This is a genomic window from Ovoidimarina sediminis (assembly GCF_032586175.1).
GTDB lineage: Bacteria > Pseudomonadota > Alphaproteobacteria > Rhodobacterales > Rhodobacteraceae > Ovoidimarina > Ovoidimarina sediminis.
Genome location: NZ_JAWHTE010000009.1, coordinates 67,316 through 81,826, shown reverse-complemented (window position 1 = coordinate 81,826; position 14,511 = coordinate 67,316). Strand labels below are relative to the sequence as shown.

The 14,511-nt window shown below is 63.5% G+C and carries 13 protein-coding genes; 9 read left to right on the top strand and 4 right to left on the bottom strand.

Annotated features, from left to right (window positions below):
* Position 1: 1 nt before the first annotated feature.
* The 4 genes from RXV90_RS12305 to RXV90_RS12290 are packed head-to-tail and all read right to left on the bottom strand — an operon-like array spanning position 2 to position 4,605.
* Positions 2–895, bottom strand: coding sequence for an ABC transporter permease subunit (locus RXV90_RS12305; protein ID WP_316649039.1), 894 nt, complete (start codon positions 893–895; stop codon positions 2–4).
* Positions 895–1,902, bottom strand: a complete 1,008-nt coding sequence (locus RXV90_RS12300) for an ABC transporter permease subunit (RefSeq protein ID WP_316649038.1) — start codon at positions 1,900–1,902, stop codon at positions 895–897. Before RXV90_RS12300 ends, RXV90_RS12305 begins: the two co-directional genes overlap by 1 nt.
* The gene (locus RXV90_RS12295) at positions 1,902–2,996 is read right to left on the bottom strand and encodes a M24 family metallopeptidase (protein WP_316649036.1); all 1,095 of its coding nucleotides are present in this window, start codon (positions 2,994–2,996) and stop codon (positions 1,902–1,904) included. The genes RXV90_RS12300 and RXV90_RS12295 overlap by 1 nt, the downstream gene beginning before the upstream one ends.
* A gap of 46 nt (positions 2,997–3,042) precedes the next feature.
* Complete coding sequence (locus RXV90_RS12290; RefSeq protein ID WP_316649035.1) at positions 3,043–4,605, bottom strand: ABC transporter substrate-binding protein; 1,563 nt, start codon at positions 4,603–4,605, stop codon at positions 3,043–3,045.
* A 427-nt stretch (positions 4,606–5,032) separates the two neighbouring features.
* On the opposite strand from RXV90_RS12290, the gene RXV90_RS12285 reads away from it, so the two are divergent.
* From RXV90_RS12285 to RXV90_RS12245, 9 genes are all read left to right on the top strand, one after another.
* Positions 5,033–5,812 (top strand): DeoR/GlpR family DNA-binding transcription regulator, encoded by a 780-nt coding sequence (locus RXV90_RS12285; RefSeq protein ID WP_316649033.1) that lies wholly within the window; start codon positions 5,033–5,035, stop codon positions 5,810–5,812.
* Positions 5,809–6,873 (top strand): ABC transporter ATP-binding protein, encoded by a 1,065-nt coding sequence (locus RXV90_RS12280; protein WP_316649032.1) that lies wholly within the window; start codon positions 5,809–5,811, stop codon positions 6,871–6,873. Before RXV90_RS12285 ends, RXV90_RS12280 begins: the two co-directional genes overlap by 4 nt.
* Positions 6,874–6,922: 49 nt before the next feature.
* Complete coding sequence (locus tag RXV90_RS12275; RefSeq protein WP_316649030.1) at positions 6,923–8,206, top strand: ABC transporter substrate-binding protein; 1,284 nt, start codon at positions 6,923–6,925, stop codon at positions 8,204–8,206.
* A gap of 79 nt (positions 8,207–8,285) precedes the next feature.
* Complete coding sequence (locus RXV90_RS12270; protein WP_316649028.1) at positions 8,286–9,161, top strand: carbohydrate ABC transporter permease; 876 nt, start codon at positions 8,286–8,288, stop codon at positions 9,159–9,161.
* Positions 9,158–9,970, top strand: coding sequence for a carbohydrate ABC transporter permease (locus RXV90_RS12265; protein WP_316649027.1), 813 nt, complete (start codon positions 9,158–9,160; stop codon positions 9,968–9,970). Before RXV90_RS12270 ends, RXV90_RS12265 begins: the two co-directional genes overlap by 4 nt.
* 40 nt (positions 9,971–10,010) lie before the next feature.
* Complete coding sequence (locus tag RXV90_RS12260; protein WP_316649026.1) at positions 10,011–10,799, top strand: metallophosphoesterase family protein; 789 nt, start codon at positions 10,011–10,013, stop codon at positions 10,797–10,799.
* Positions 10,796–11,626: an inositol monophosphatase family protein gene (locus RXV90_RS12255; RefSeq protein WP_316649025.1), complete on the top strand. Its 831-nt coding sequence runs from the start codon at positions 10,796–10,798 to the stop codon at positions 11,624–11,626. Before RXV90_RS12260 ends, RXV90_RS12255 begins: the two co-directional genes overlap by 4 nt.
* A gap of 33 nt (positions 11,627–11,659) precedes the next feature.
* Positions 11,660–12,697, top strand: a complete 1,038-nt coding sequence (locus RXV90_RS12250) for a UDP-glucose--hexose-1-phosphate uridylyltransferase (RefSeq protein ID WP_316649024.1) — start codon at positions 11,660–11,662, stop codon at positions 12,695–12,697.
* A gap of 121 nt (positions 12,698–12,818) precedes the next feature.
* Positions 12,819–14,474 (top strand): Na/Pi cotransporter family protein, encoded by a 1,656-nt coding sequence (locus RXV90_RS12245; protein ID WP_316649022.1) that lies wholly within the window; start codon positions 12,819–12,821, stop codon positions 14,472–14,474.
* Positions 14,475–14,511 lie beyond the last annotated feature (37 nt).

The window sequence follows — 14,511 nt, the reverse complement described above, 5'->3', positions numbered from 1 at the left end:
CTCAGCTCCTCCTGAGCTTGGGGTCGAGCGCATCGCGAAGCCCGTCGCCCATCAGGTTGATGGCAAGCACCGTCACCAGGATGCACAGGCCGGGAAGCGTCACCACCCACCACGCCCGCAGCAGGAATTCTCGCGCATCGGCCAGCATCGTGCCCCATTCCGGCGTGGGCGGCTGTGCGCCCATCCCGAGAAAGCCCAGGGCGGCGGCATCTAGGATAGCGGTGGAGAATGACAACGCCGCCTGCACGATGATCGGCGCAAGGCAGTTCGGCAGGACCGTGACAAACATCAGGCGCGGCCATTTCGCCCCCGCCACCCGGGCCGAAATCACGTAATCCTTCGTCCGCTCGTTCAATACCGAAGCCCGCGTCAGCCGCACGTAATGCGGCTGCAATACCAGCGCAATCGCGATCATCGCGTTGATCAGCGAGGGCCCGAGGATCGCCACCAGCACCAGCGCCAGAAGAAGCGACGGGAAAGCCAGGATGATATCCATCAGGCGCATGATGATGGTGTCGAGCCATTTCGGCGCGAAACCGGCAATCAGCCCGATCAGGATGCCGCCCGATGCGGCGACGACGACCACGACGACGCCCACGAAGAAGGAAAACCGCGCGCCGTGGATCAGGCGCGACAGCATATCGCGCCCAAGCGCGTCCGTACCCAGCGGATAGGCCCAGGTTCCGCCCTCCTGCCAGACCGGCGGCTGAAGCGTCGCGTCACGGAACTGGGCGCTCGGATCGTAGGGCGCAAGAAGCGGTGCGAAGATCGCGATGACGAAGAAGGCCAGGAACACCCACAGCCCGATCACCGCCCCGCGGTTCTCGCGGAAATAGGTCCAGAATTCCTCGAAACGGCCCGGGCGGCTGGACGTGGCTGTCTGCAACGCGGCCATCAGCGGCTCCTGATCTTCGGGTTGATCAGGCCGTACAGCAGATCAACGGTCAGGTTCACGATCATCACGATCAGCGCAGTCAGCAACAGCCCCCCCTGCACCACCGGGTAATCCCGGCGGAAGATGGAATCGACCATCCATTTCCCGATCCCGGGCCAGGAAAAGATCGTCTCGGTCAGGATCGCGCCGGCCAGAAGCGTACCGACGGAGAGGCCGATCACCGTCACCACGGGGATCAGTGCGTTGCGCAGAGCGTGAAGCCCGTTCACACGCCCCGGGCTCAGCCCTTTCGCGCGAGCGGTGCGGATGTAGTCTTCGCCAAGCACTTCGAGCATGGCAGACCGAGTCTGCCTCGCAATCACCGCAAGCGGGATCGTGCCCAGCACGATCGTTGGCAGGATTAGATGCTGCACGGAGCTGGAGAACGCGCCCTCCTGCCCCGACAGAAGCGAGTCGATCAGCATAAAGCCGGTCACATCATCGAAAAAATATAGCAACGCGATCCGGCCGGAGACCGGCGTCCAGCCGAGATTGCCGGAAAAGACGATGATCAGAAGCAGAGCCCACCAGAAAATCGGCATGGAATAGCCCACAAGCGCGCTCGACATCAGAAGCCGGTCGAAGAACTTGCCGCGATAGACCGCCGCGATCACCCCCGCCGGAATGCCGATCGCCGTGGCGAAGATGATCGCGCAGAGAGACAGCTCGAGCGTTGCCGGGAAAAGTGTGAAGAACTGGTCCCACACCGGCCGGTTGGTGACGAAACTGTTGCCAAGATCCCCTTGCAGCACACCGGTCAGGTAATCCCAGAACTGCTGCCACAACGGCCGGTCGAAACCGAACTGGCGGGTCAGTTCCTGATACCGCTCATCGCTCAGCCCCCGTTCGCCCGCCATCACGATAATCGGGTCGCCCGGCAGCACACGGATGAAGGCGAAGGAGATCAGCGTGACCCCAAGAAACGTCGGCACAAATGTTAGAAGCCGCGACAGCACGAATCTCAGCATCAGCCCACCACCCTCAAATCCTTGGAAAATGTCGTCAGGCTTCGCGAGCCGCCTTCGGTCACCAGAATGTCATCCTCGATCCGAACGCCGAAATTCCCGATCTGGTAAAGCCCCGGCTCATTAGTGAACACCATGCGCGGGGTCAGGATCTCGTGGTTTCCGCGCATGATGTAGGGCGCCTCGTGCACCTCGCGGCCAAGGCCATGGCCGGTCTTGGTGCGGATCCGGTCGGCAAAGGGCGAGGCCTCCAGAACCGAGATTACAGCGTCGTCCACGTCATGCGCAGATGCGCCCGGTCGGGTGGCCGCATGCCCGGCCTCGTTGGCCGCCAGCACCGTCGCATAGACGTCTTCCGCCTCGCGTGACGGGTCGCCGACAAAGACGGTGCGCGTGATGTCCGCACAAAGACCGCCCCACATGGCCCCGAAATCAAACAGGAACGCATCGCCCGCCTGCACCTTGTAATCGTGCCGGGCCAAGGCATGCGGCCGGGCCGAATTGTCGCCCGCCGCAACGATCGGCCCGAAGGCCAGCCCTTCGGCTCCGTGCGCAAAAAGCGCCTGGATCAGGCGGCCTTCCACCTCTTTCTCGGTCTGCCCCACGTGCACCGATTGAAGCACATCCTCGAGCGCGGCCTCGGAAATCCCGATCGCGCGCTCGAGCGCCGCGATCTCTGCATCGGTCTTGCAAAGCCGAAGCGCGGAAATCGCCTTCTCCCCATCCACGATCCTAAGCCCCAGATAGGCTGCGGCCAGCGCGTGATGCACGAATACCCGCATGACCTGCCCTTCAACCGCAACGGATGACAGCGGCAGGTGGGCGGCAAGGGCGGCGAAGGCCTCCGAATACCCGGACTGGTCACGCCAGTCGAAGACCTCGCCTTCGAAGTTGAGAAGCGCCCAGGATCCAAGCTCAAGGTTCGGCACCACCGCGGCAACCGCCCCCTCGGCGGGGATCACCAGAACGAGCGGGCGTTCATTGGTGTGAAACGACTTCCCCATCAGCCGGGTGAAATTCGGCCCCGGCACAAGCGCGACCGCGTCGACATCAAGGCGCCGCGCAAGATCGCGAAAATCCGTGTAGATATCCCTCATCCCAAAGGAAACGGGCGGGGCGCCATGGCCCCGCCCGATCCGGTTCTTATTCGACGGTGACTTCGTCGAAGATGTGGCCCCCCAGCGGGTGCACCACATATCCCTTCACTTCGGGACGCATCGGCATGAACACAACTGAATGCGCGATGGTCGCCCAGGGCGCCTGCTCCTTGAAGACGACCTGGGCCTCTTCGTAAAGCTTCGTCCGCTCGGCCACATCCGACGTAACCTTCGCCTTCTGGATCAAATCCTCGAACGGCTGGTGGCACCACTGCGCCCGGTTCGAGTTCTCGCGGCCTTCACAGCCCAGAAGCACGGCAAGGAAGTTGTCCGGGTCGCCGTTGTCGCCGGTCCAGCCCAGAAGGATGGCCCCGTCGCGATCCAGTGCGCGCGAGCGCGACAGATACTCGCCCCATTCGTAAGAGACGATTTCCACGTCCACTCCGACTTCGGCGAAGTCTTCCTGGATCAGTTCGGCCATGCGCCGCGCGTTCGGGTTATACGGGCGCTGCACAGGCATCGCCCAGACCTTCATGGAAAGGTTCTCGATCCCTTCCGCGGCCAGCAGCGCCTTCGCCGCTTCCGGATCATAGGGATCGTCCTGGATTGCGTCGTTGTAAGACCACATGGTCGGCGGGATCGGGTTCTTGGCAACCTGGCCGGAGCCCTGGAACACCACGTCGATGATCGCGTTCTTGTCGATCGCCATGTTCAGCGCCTTTCGGACATTGGCATTGTCGAAGGGTGCAACCGTCGTGTTGTAGGCAAGGTAGCCCACGTTCAGGCCTTCCTGCTCCATCACGTTGATGTTCGGGTCGTCTTTCATCGCCTGGATGTCGGCCGGTGCCGGATAGGGCATCACGTGGCACTCGCCGGCCTGAAGCCGCTGGTAACGCACGCTGGCATCCGGCGTGATCGCGAAGATCAGGTTGTCGACCTTCGGAAGTCCCTCTTCCCAGTAATCCTCGTTCTTGGCGTAACGGATCACCGCGTCGGTCTGATAGTTGACGAAGGCGAACGGGCCGGTGCCGATCGGCTTCTGGTTCACGTTCTCGGGCGTGCCCGCGGCGGCCATCGCGTCGGCATATTCCTTGGACACGATCGAGGCGAAATCCATCGCGAGGTTCGCAATGAACGGCGCTTCGGGCTTTGTCAGCTTGATTTCCACCGTCAGGTCGTCGACCGCGGTCACGCTTTCAAGCAGATCGGGCATGCCCATGCCCTGGAAGTATTCCCAGGTGCCCTCGGTCTCGATTTGGCGCATGAAGCTGTGAACCACGTCCTCGGCATTGAAATCACGCGAAGGCGTGAAGACGTCGTTCGAATGGAACTTCACGCCGGGGCGAAGCTTGAAGGTGTAGGTCAGGCCGTCATCGGAAACCTCCCAGCTTTCGGCGAGGCCCGGCCGCACCTCGGTCGTGCCGGTGACGAATTCGACGAGCTGGTTGTAGACCGTGTGCGACGACGCGTCGAACGTCGTGCCGGATGTGTAAAGCGCGGCATCAAAGCCTTCAGGCGACGCTTCCGAACAATAGACAAGCGTCTGTGCCGACGCGGCACCGGCCGTAAGCGCCAATGCGCAGGCCGTCGCAGCCAGAATGCGTTTCATGAGTATTTCCCTCCGTTGGTGTGCGGTTGTTTGAATTCAGGCGCGTATTCCCGCGTCCGGCGTTTCCCGCAATATCGATAGCCGCCACGCTATGAGCCTCGCAAACACATCACAAGAAGTTTCAGACATTCCCTTGCGCAACGGCAACCGGGCCCCGTCGGCACCGCCCGCCTCGCGCAATCACCCCTCCTCACCCCGGGCGGACGCAGCCCGTCCGCATAGGCGACCGGCGGCGCCATCCGCGCCGGCGACAAGTTGCGTGAAGGCGCGTCGCCCTGCTCCGGCTCTGGGTAGATCGCCGAACCGCCGCAAGACCCGGCCGGGCCGGATGTCGCTTGACTGATCTTTTTTGCGCGTTTATGCATGAACTTGTTCATTTGGGAGGAGGGGCGCTGAAGATGACTGCAAATAAATTCAATCCCGCGCAGTGACGGAGAGTTTTCGTCTGGGCGCAGCCCGCCGCCGAAAGATCGTCGATCTCGTCGAAGGGCGCGGATCCGTCGCCGTCACGGAGCTGTCCCAGGAACTCGGGGTCTCCGAAGCCACCATCAGGCGCGATCTGCGCGAACTGGGTGAAACCGGCGCGGTCACGCGAACTCACGGCGGTGTCGTCAACAACGCCAGCGTCTTCGTCGACCTTCCGAATGACGAGCGCATGCTGGTCGGCGCAGAGGAAAAGCGCCGGATCGGCCGCGCTGCGATCGAACTGCTTTCCGGCGACGAGATCGTGTTCCTCGATGCGGGCACGACGGCGCAGGCCGTCGCCGAAAACGCGCATCGTCGGCCCGGCTGCCGCTACATCACCTCCTGCCTGAGGATCGCATCCCTGCTGCGCGATCAGGGCATCCGCAACTTCTACCTCGTCGGAGGCGCCTATATCGGTGTGAACGACTCCTTCGGCGGGCGCCTCGCCATCTCGGCGATCCGCACCCTATCCTTCGACATCTCTTTCCTTTGTTGCTCTTCCATCGATCTCGACCACCGATCGATCTCGATCAGCGACGAAGGCTACAGCCAGATCCAGGCCGAGGTCGTCGCCGCATCGCGCCGCAACATGGTGGTCGCCCACCACGCGAAGTTCGGCGCGGCCGGGTTCATCCGCACCGCCTCCTTCGACAGCATCGAATGCGTGATCACCGACGACGGCGCCGACGGCGAAAGCCGCCGGCGGCTGGAGCGCGCGGGTGTCTCCCTGGTGATCGCATGAGTGCCGCCGGCGTATCCCTCGAGGTCGTGAACCTCCGGAAAAGCTGGGGCGATGTCGAAGTCCTGCGAGACGTCAACTTCTCGATCGACCCGGGCGGCTTCCTCACCCTGCTCGGCCCTTCGGGCTGCGGCAAAAGCACAATCCTGCGCCTTGTCTCCGGGCTCGACGAAGTCAGCGGCGGCCAGATCCTAATCGGCGGCAAGGATGTCGCCCGCATCCCGGCGGCAGAGCGGAACATCGGAATGGTGTTTCAGAACTACGCGCTCTTCCCGCATATGACGATCGCCGAAAACATCTCTTACGGGCTCACGGTGCGGAAGGTGCCGCGGCCCGAAAAGGAAAAGGCGATCAGCCGTGTCGCGGATCTCATGGCCCTCGGCCAGTTGCTCGACCGGAAACCGGCCCAGCTTTCGGGCGGCCAGCAACAGCGCGTGGCCCTGGCCCGTGTCCTCGTCTCCGACCGGCCACTCGTCCTGATGGACGAACCGCTCTCGAACCTCGATGCCAAGCTCCGGGTCGAAATCCGAAGCGAGATCCGCTCTCTCAACAAGAAGCTGGGCATCACCGTTGTCTACGTCACCCACGACCAGAGCGAGGCGCTGTCGATGTCCGACAAGGTCGTCCTGATGAACGCGGGCGAGGTCAGCCAGGTGGGAACGCCGCAGCAGCTTTACGATCGCCCCGCCAACACCTTCGCCGCAGGATTCATCGGAACGCCCCCCATGAACCTGCTGGAGGCGCGGGATGTTCAGGCCCCTGCAACGCTGGCGCCTGCCGGGAACGCCACGTCCGGCGACATCCTGTTCGGCGTCCGCCCCGAAAGCCTGACAGTCGGTGCGGACGGGGCGGAATTCACCGTTTCGGCGCACGTCGAAAGCATCGAATACGAAGGAAAAGTGTTCCTGCTGCATCTGGTCACCCCGTCGGGCGCCCGCTTCGTGGTGGCGCATTCCGGCGACGGCGCGCCCGAGGAAGGGGCCGAGATCACCGCAGGCTGGCACAGCCCCGCCACACACCTTTTTTCAAAATCGGACGGGTCGCGCATGACCTTCACGCTTTGATCCCGCACGAAAACACCGCCGGAAGCGGCGACAACAAGGAGGAGACGACATGAAAACCGGATTGAACAGGGCGCTGCCGCTGGCGATGGGGGCCGCGCTGGCTTTCAACGCCCCGGCACAGGCGGCCGACCTCGAGTTCTACTTTCCCGTTGGCGTGAACGCCCCGGCGGTGGCGACGATCGAGCAGCTGACAAATGCCTGGGCCGCGCAGAACCCGCAGCACACAGTGAAAGCGGTCTATGCCGGCAACTACGAGGAAACCACCACCAAGGCCCTGACAGCCGCACAAGCGGGCGACCCGCCGCAGGTGGCGGTTCTGCTCGCGATCGACATCTTCACGCTGATCGAGGAAGACGTGATCCTGCCGATCTCGGACATCGCCACCTCGGATGCCGACAAGGCCTGGATCGACAGCTTCTACGACGGGTTCATGGTCGATACGCAGTTCGACGGCAAAACCTATTCGATCCCGTTCCAGCGCTCGACGCCGGTCTTCTACTACAACAAGGATGCCTGGCGCGCCGCGGGTCTCGACCCCGAAGTCACGCCCGCGACCTGGGATGAAATGGTCGAGATGGGCAAGAAGCTCACCATAAAGGACGACAACGGAAACGTGACCCAGTGGGGCACGCGCATACCGAACCTCGGCCTCGCGGGCGCCTGGCTCTTTGGCGGCCTCGTCAAGTCGAAGGGCGATGGCCTGTCCACCGATACCGGCACCGAAGCGCGCTTCGACACCGAAGCCGCGAAGGCCTCGCTCGAATTCATGCTGCGCCTCGCGGAAGAAGAGGTCATGGCCCCCGGCGGCATTACCTGGGGCGACACGCCGAAAGCCTTCCTCGAAGGCCAGGCCGCCTCGATCTGGACGTCGACCGGCAACCTCGCCTTCATCAACGAGAACGCGGAATTCGACTGGGGCGTGGGCTTCCTGCCCGGCGGCGACGGACCGGGAGCGCCCGTGGGCGGCGGCAACTTCTACATCTTCAAGGATATAACCGACGAAGAGCGCGACGCGGCCCTGGATTTCGTGCGCTTCATGACGACGCCCGAAAACCAGGCGATCTGGAGCATGGCGACGGGCTATGTCGCGCCCAGTCAGGCGGCCTGGGAAACGCCTGAAATGCAGGCCTATGCCGAGCGGCTGCCCCAGGCCCTGGTCGCCCTCGATCAGATGCCCCATGCCTACCGCGAATTCGCAACCTTCCAGCGGGCCCGGGTGACACAGTTCCTCGTCGACGCGATCGAAGGTGTGATCACCGGACAGGCGGACCCGGCTGCCGCCCTGGCCGAAGCCCAGGAAAAGGCGGACGACATCCTCGGCGAATACCGCTGAGCGACAATCTAAGAAACTGCGCGCCGTGCCAGCCATGGCGCGCAGACATCCCGGCAGGAAGAAACGGGTGAGCTGAAACATGAACATGCGCTTGTCATACGGGATGGGGTTCATCCTCCTCGTGCTTCCCTGTTCGCTTCTGGTGGCCTTCACCCATTACCCGGCGCTGAAGGCCCTTCTGAATTCCTTCTGGAACAACGGCACCTCGTTCCGCCCGTCCCGTTTCGTCGGCCTGCGGAACTACGAAACGCTTCTCGAAGACGACAAGCTGATGCATGTGCTGATCAACAGCTTTATCTACGCGATCGGCACGGTCCCCCTCGCCATCGCCCTGGCCATCGGCATGGCGCTTCTCGTGAATTCGAAGCTGCCGGCTACCGGCCTGATGCGCCTGTCCTTTTTCCTCCCGACGATGCTGCCTATGGTCGCCGTGGCTAATATCTGGCTCTTCTTCTACGCTCCCGGGATCGGGCTTGCCTCGCAACTTCTGAACGCCGTCGGCCTCCCCTCGATCAACTTCCTCGGCAGCACGGACACCTCGCTTCTGTCGATGATGATTGTGGCGGTCTGGAAAGAGGCCGGGCTCTTCATGATCTTCTATCTCGCAGCGCTGCAATCGATCCCGACCAACCTGAAGGACGCCGCCCGCCTCGAAGGCGCGGGGTCGGTTCGGATCTTCTTCGACGTCGTGCTGCCGCTTCTCAGGCCGACGACTATCTTCGTCGCCGTCAACGCGCTCATCAACGCATTCCGTCTGGTCGACCATATCGTCGTCATGACGCGGGGCGGGCCAAACAACTCAAGCTCGCTCCTGCTCTACTACATCTACGAAGTCACCTTCGGATTCCGCGACTTCGCCTATGGCGCAACGCTCACCGTGCTGATGGTTGTGATCCTCGGGATCCTCGCGGCCCTCCAGTTCTGGGTTCTCAACAGAAAGGCGCATTACCAATGAGCGACGGTCTGAACCGGATCGCCTTCGCCACGGTGGCCTTCGTTCTCGCCGCCGTCTGGGGTCTTCCGTTCCTCTATTCCGTGTGGACGGCCTTCCACCCTGAGAAATACTCGGCAAACTTCGTCTGGAACGCGCCCCTCACCCTGTCGAACTTCACCGAGGCCTGGCAGGCCGCCCCCTTCGCGCTTTATTTCCTGAACACCGTCATCCTGATTGTCACGGTGCTGATCGCGAACCTGATCCTCTGTACGCTGGTCGCCTATGCCTTCGTCCGCTACCGGTTCCGCTGGGCAGGGTTCCTCTTCAGCCTCGTGATGGTTCAGCTCCTCATTTCGCCCGAGATCCTGATCGTCGAAAACTACCTGACGCTGTCGACCATCGGCCTGACCGACACGATCATCGGCATCGCCCTGCCCTATCTCACATCGGCCTTCGGGATCTTCCTCCTGCGTCAGACCTTCCTGACCGTGCCGAAATCGCTCGACGAGGCGGCGCAGATGGAAGGGGCCGGGCCATGGCGCATCCTCTGGACGGTCTATGTCCCCCTCGCACGCCCGGTCTACCTGGCCTACGGGCTCGTTTCGATCAGCTTTCACTGGAACAACTTCCTCTGGCCGCTGATCGTGACCAACTCGCCCGAGGTGCGCCCTGTAACCGTCGGCCTCAGCGTCTTCGCCACGGTCGAAAGCGGCATCGAATGGTCGCTTGTCAACGCCGCCACACTAATGACGACGGCGCCGCTGATCATCGCCTTCCTGATCTTCCAAAGGCAATTCGTCGCAAACTTCATGAGGGCGGGGATCAAGTGAGCACATCCGTCGCGCCACATGACAGGTCTGGGGTGAACCGATGAGGCTCGCCCATGTCACGGATTTCCATCTCGGGCTGAAGGGTGTGTCCGCGTCCGGGGAACCCCTCGACCCCCTGCATGTCGCGCGGGCCGTCGCAGAGGATCTGGCGGCCATATCCGACGCGCTCGATCTCGTGGTCGTCTCCGGCGACCTGACAGACCGGGCAGAACCCCGGGCGTTCGCAGAGTTCGAGGCTCTGTTCCGCGAAATCGCCCTGCCGATCTTCGCCATTCCCGGCAACCATGACGGCCCCCGGGGCTTCCACGCCTACAGCGAGGCTTCCCCGGTATTCGCCGAATGGAATCTCACCAACCGAGTCATCGAGGTTGAAGGCGTTCGCTTTCTGGGCCTCGACACCTGCATAGAGAGGGTAACCCAGGGCCGGCTAGACGAAGCCGGGCTCGCACTCTTCGAAACCGAGGTGGCGCGCGATGACGGCAACCGGCTGGTCGTCGTCATGCATCACCCGCCCCTCCTGCTTGGCCTGGACCAGTTCGATGGCTTCTGCCGTCTTGAAGGGCGCGAAAGGTTTCTCGACATCGCGAACGCCGCGCAGGAAGAGGTGATCACCCTCGCCGGCCATGTGCACCGCCCCTACACTGCGCGCGAAGGCAGGATCGCCTGCTTCGTGGCGGGCAGCATGATCGCCCCCCACGATTCCGCCCTGCCGTTCGGCGACCTGCCGATCCGTCCGACCACCTTTCAGGATTTCTATGACATCCATGACATCGCACCGGGCGGCCGCCACGTTGTGACGCCTCAGCGGGTCCGGGCGCTCGCACCGTGATCCCCTCCGCGCGGCAGATCGATGATCTAATCGAGGTGGTGCGCAAGACGGGCGCCGAACTGATCATGCCCCGTTTCCGCAGCCTCGCAGCGGACGATATCGAAACCAAGTCGGGGCCGAAGGATCTCGTCACCATCGCGGATCGCGCTGCCGAACTGGCCATCGGCGACGGAATCGCCCGCATTCTGCCTGAGGCCGCAATCGTTGGGGAAGAAGCCGTCTCGGCCAGTCCGCACCTCCTCGACGCGATAGGCTCGAGCGAGACCTGCGTCATCGTCGATCCGATCGACGGGACGGGCAACTACGTCTCGGGCCTTGCCGTCTTCGGCACGATACTAGCCGTGGTCCATCGCGGCGAAACGATCTTCGGCCTGCTCTACGATCCGGTCATGGACGACTGGATGTTCGCATTACGCGGCGAAGGGGCCTGGTTCCGCCGGCAGGACGGCACGCGCCTGCCGGTCCACACGCGCACCACGGAAGCCGTCAGCAGCGCCAGCGGCTTCGTGACCCTGGACGATTACGACGACGAGACTCGCGAAATAGTGCGGCGCGGCTTCGGTGCAGCATTCCAGATCCGCGATATCCGGTGCTCCTGCCACGAATACCGGGCCGTCGCCTCTGGCAATGTCGACTTCCTGCGCTCCTACGGGCTGAAACCCTGGGATCACGCCGCGGGCAACCTGCTGCTGGAAGAGGCCGGGGGCTGGGCCAGGGTCGATGGCGAAATGCCCTACACGCCGGATATGCGGCAGGGTCGGCTGATCGCGGCTGGGACGGAAATTCTTGGCCACCGCATCGCCGAACTGGCGGCTCCGTTGCCATGAACAGGCATCTGGTGGATCTCGAAAGACCGCGAAATGAACTTTGAGGAGCATCCTCACCGCCGTTTCGATCCCCTGCGCGGGGATTGGGTGCTGGTTTCTCCGCATCGAAGCCGCAGGCCCTGGCAAGGCCAGTCCGAAACTCCAGTGACCGAACCGCGCCCCCGGCACGACCCGGCCTGTTACCTCTGCGCCGGCAATCAGCGGGCCAATGGTGCGGTGAACCCCGATTACAGCGGGCCCTTGGTCTTCGAGAACGATTTCCCGGCGCTCCTGAAGGACACCGCGCCCGCGGAAGACGCGCGCTCGCCCCTCTTCCGCTCGCAATCCGCCTGCGGAACCTCGCGGGTTATCTGCTTTTCCGAACGCCACGACCAGACCCTCCCGGCTCTGCCCGTGCAGGAGATCCGCAAGGTCGTGGATGTCTGGATCCGGGAATACGAGGATCTGGCCCGCACCTACGCCTGGGTCGCGATCTTCGAGAACAAGGGCGCGATGATGGGGTCGTCGAACCCCCACCCCCATGGGCAGATATGGGCCTCCGATTTCATCCCGAGCGAGGTGGCGCGCGAAGACCGCACCCAACGCGCCTTTCTGACGGAAGCAGGCACGAACATGCTTGTCACCTACGGGCAGGAAGAATGCGCCCAGCAGATCCGCATCGTTCTTGAAAACCGCGACTGGATCGCCGTCGTGCCCTACTGGGCGGTCTGGCCCTTCGAGACGCTGCTTCTGCCGCGACGACACTGCCCCCGTCTTTCGGATCTCGACACGGGGGAACGCGACACGCTCGCGGACATCCTGAAACGCCTCTGCAAGCGTTATGACGCGCTCTTCGATACGGAGTTTCCCTATTCCATGGGCTGGCATGGCGCGCCGCCGGCACAGGACGATACCGCACACTGGCAGCTTCACGCGCATTTCTACCCGCCGCTCCTCAGATCGGCGACCGTGCGAAAGTTCCTCGTGGGATACGAGCTTTTGGCTGAACCCCAGCGCGATCTGACGGCAGAACAGGCGGCGGCCCGAATTCGCGCGCTGCCAGACCAGAATGCGGAGGATTCAGAAGCCTAGATGCATAAAAGTTCTGGACACAGGGCGAACGGGACCGGCAGGCGGGACATAAACCGCACGGCAGGACCGGCACAGGCCGCGGCCCCCTTGAGTGTCGCGCCCCATATGACAGGCTGACTGGATGGAAAGCTCGCCGCTTCTCATCCCCTTGAACATGGCCGCCGCAGCGGCGCTGCTGATCTGGGCGGTCCGTCTTGTCCGTACGGGGTTCGAACGGGCCTTCGGTGCGCATCTCCGGCGCTGGCTCCGACGCTCGACATCGAACCGCATGAGCGCGGCGGCAACCGGTGCGGCCGCTGCCATCCTGATGCAAAGCTCGACAGCCGTTGCCATGCTTCTGGCGGGGTTCATGTCTGCCGGGGCGATCGGCGCCGTCACCGGCCTCGCGATCATCCTGGGCGCAGATCTGGGATCTGCTATTGTCGTACAGATCCTGAACTCCCGGATCGCTCTCCTGACACCGCTCCTTCTGCTTGCCGGTGTCCTGATCTTCCTGCGCAGCGGGCGCCGCTCGCTGCGCCAGGTCGGGCGCATCCTGATCGGCCTTGCGCTTATCTTCCTGTCGCTCGACCTTATCCGCGAGGCGAGCGCGCCGCTCGCCGGCGGCGGCGCGCAGGCTGCGATGGTCTACCTGGCGGGCGATACCGTGACGGCCTTCGTGATCGCGGCGGTCTTCGCGCTCTTGGTCCATTCCAGCGTTGCCGCAGTGCTCTTGTTTGCCACCCTCGCCCAACAGGGGCTCTTACCCCTCGAAGCGGCCTTCGCCATGATCCTCGGCGCCAATCTGGGCGGCGCGATGATCGCTGTCATGCTGACCCTGAAGGCGGGCAACCCGGTGCGGCGCGTGGTCTGGACGAATGCGATCCTGCGGGGCGGCGGCGCCGCGCTCGCGCTGGCCCTTCTGGAAATCGCGGGCCCAGATAGCCTCGTGCCCGGCGGCACGGAGGCCCAGCAGGCCCTGAACCTTCACCTCGGTTTCAATCTCGTGCTGCTCGTCGCCGGACTGCCCCTGATCCGGCCGCTTATGTGGCTGGTCGAGCGGCTGCTTCCCGATCCGGCGAAAGACGCCGCCCCAACGACCGCACGATCCGCGCTAGATACCAGCGTCCAGAACCAGCCCGCGCGCGCCTTTGCCTGTGCGCAGCGCGAGCTCGTCGAAATGGGCAACCGTATCGAGGTCATGCTGCGCGAGGCAATGGCGCTGTTTGAAACCTTCAACGACCCAACGGCCCAGCGGCTGCGCGGCGACATGGCAGATATCGCCCGCATGTCCCTGAACCTCAGAGTCTATCTCTCCGGCATCCGAAGCAGCGACCCCGAGGAAGATACCGGCAGCCGCGCCTTCGCCCTCTCCGGTGTCGCCGTCAATCTCGAATCCGCCGGCGACGTGATCGTCCGCAAGATGGTCGACCTGGCCCGCCGCAAGGACGCCGAAAAACTCAGCTTCTCCACCGAGGGCCAGCGCGAGCTCTCCGATTTCCACGACAGCGTCCTGCGCAACGCACAGCACGGCATCGCGGTGCTGATGTCGGAGGATGTGGGCCTCGCCCGCGAACTGGTGGAGCAGAAGGAAAAGATCCGCGAAATGGAACAGAACCTCGAACGCACCCACCTCACGCGCCTCCGCCAGGGGCTGACCGAGTCGATCGAGACAAGCGCGATCCACCTTGAACTCCTGCGCGCGCTGAAGATGATCAACACGTCCTTCGCGATGATCGCCTACCCGCTCCTCGAAGAGCAGGGCGAACTCCTCGAAAGCCGCCTCGCAGGCTCCTGAACGCTGGCCCCTTACGTCGCGGGCAACGCGCTTACCG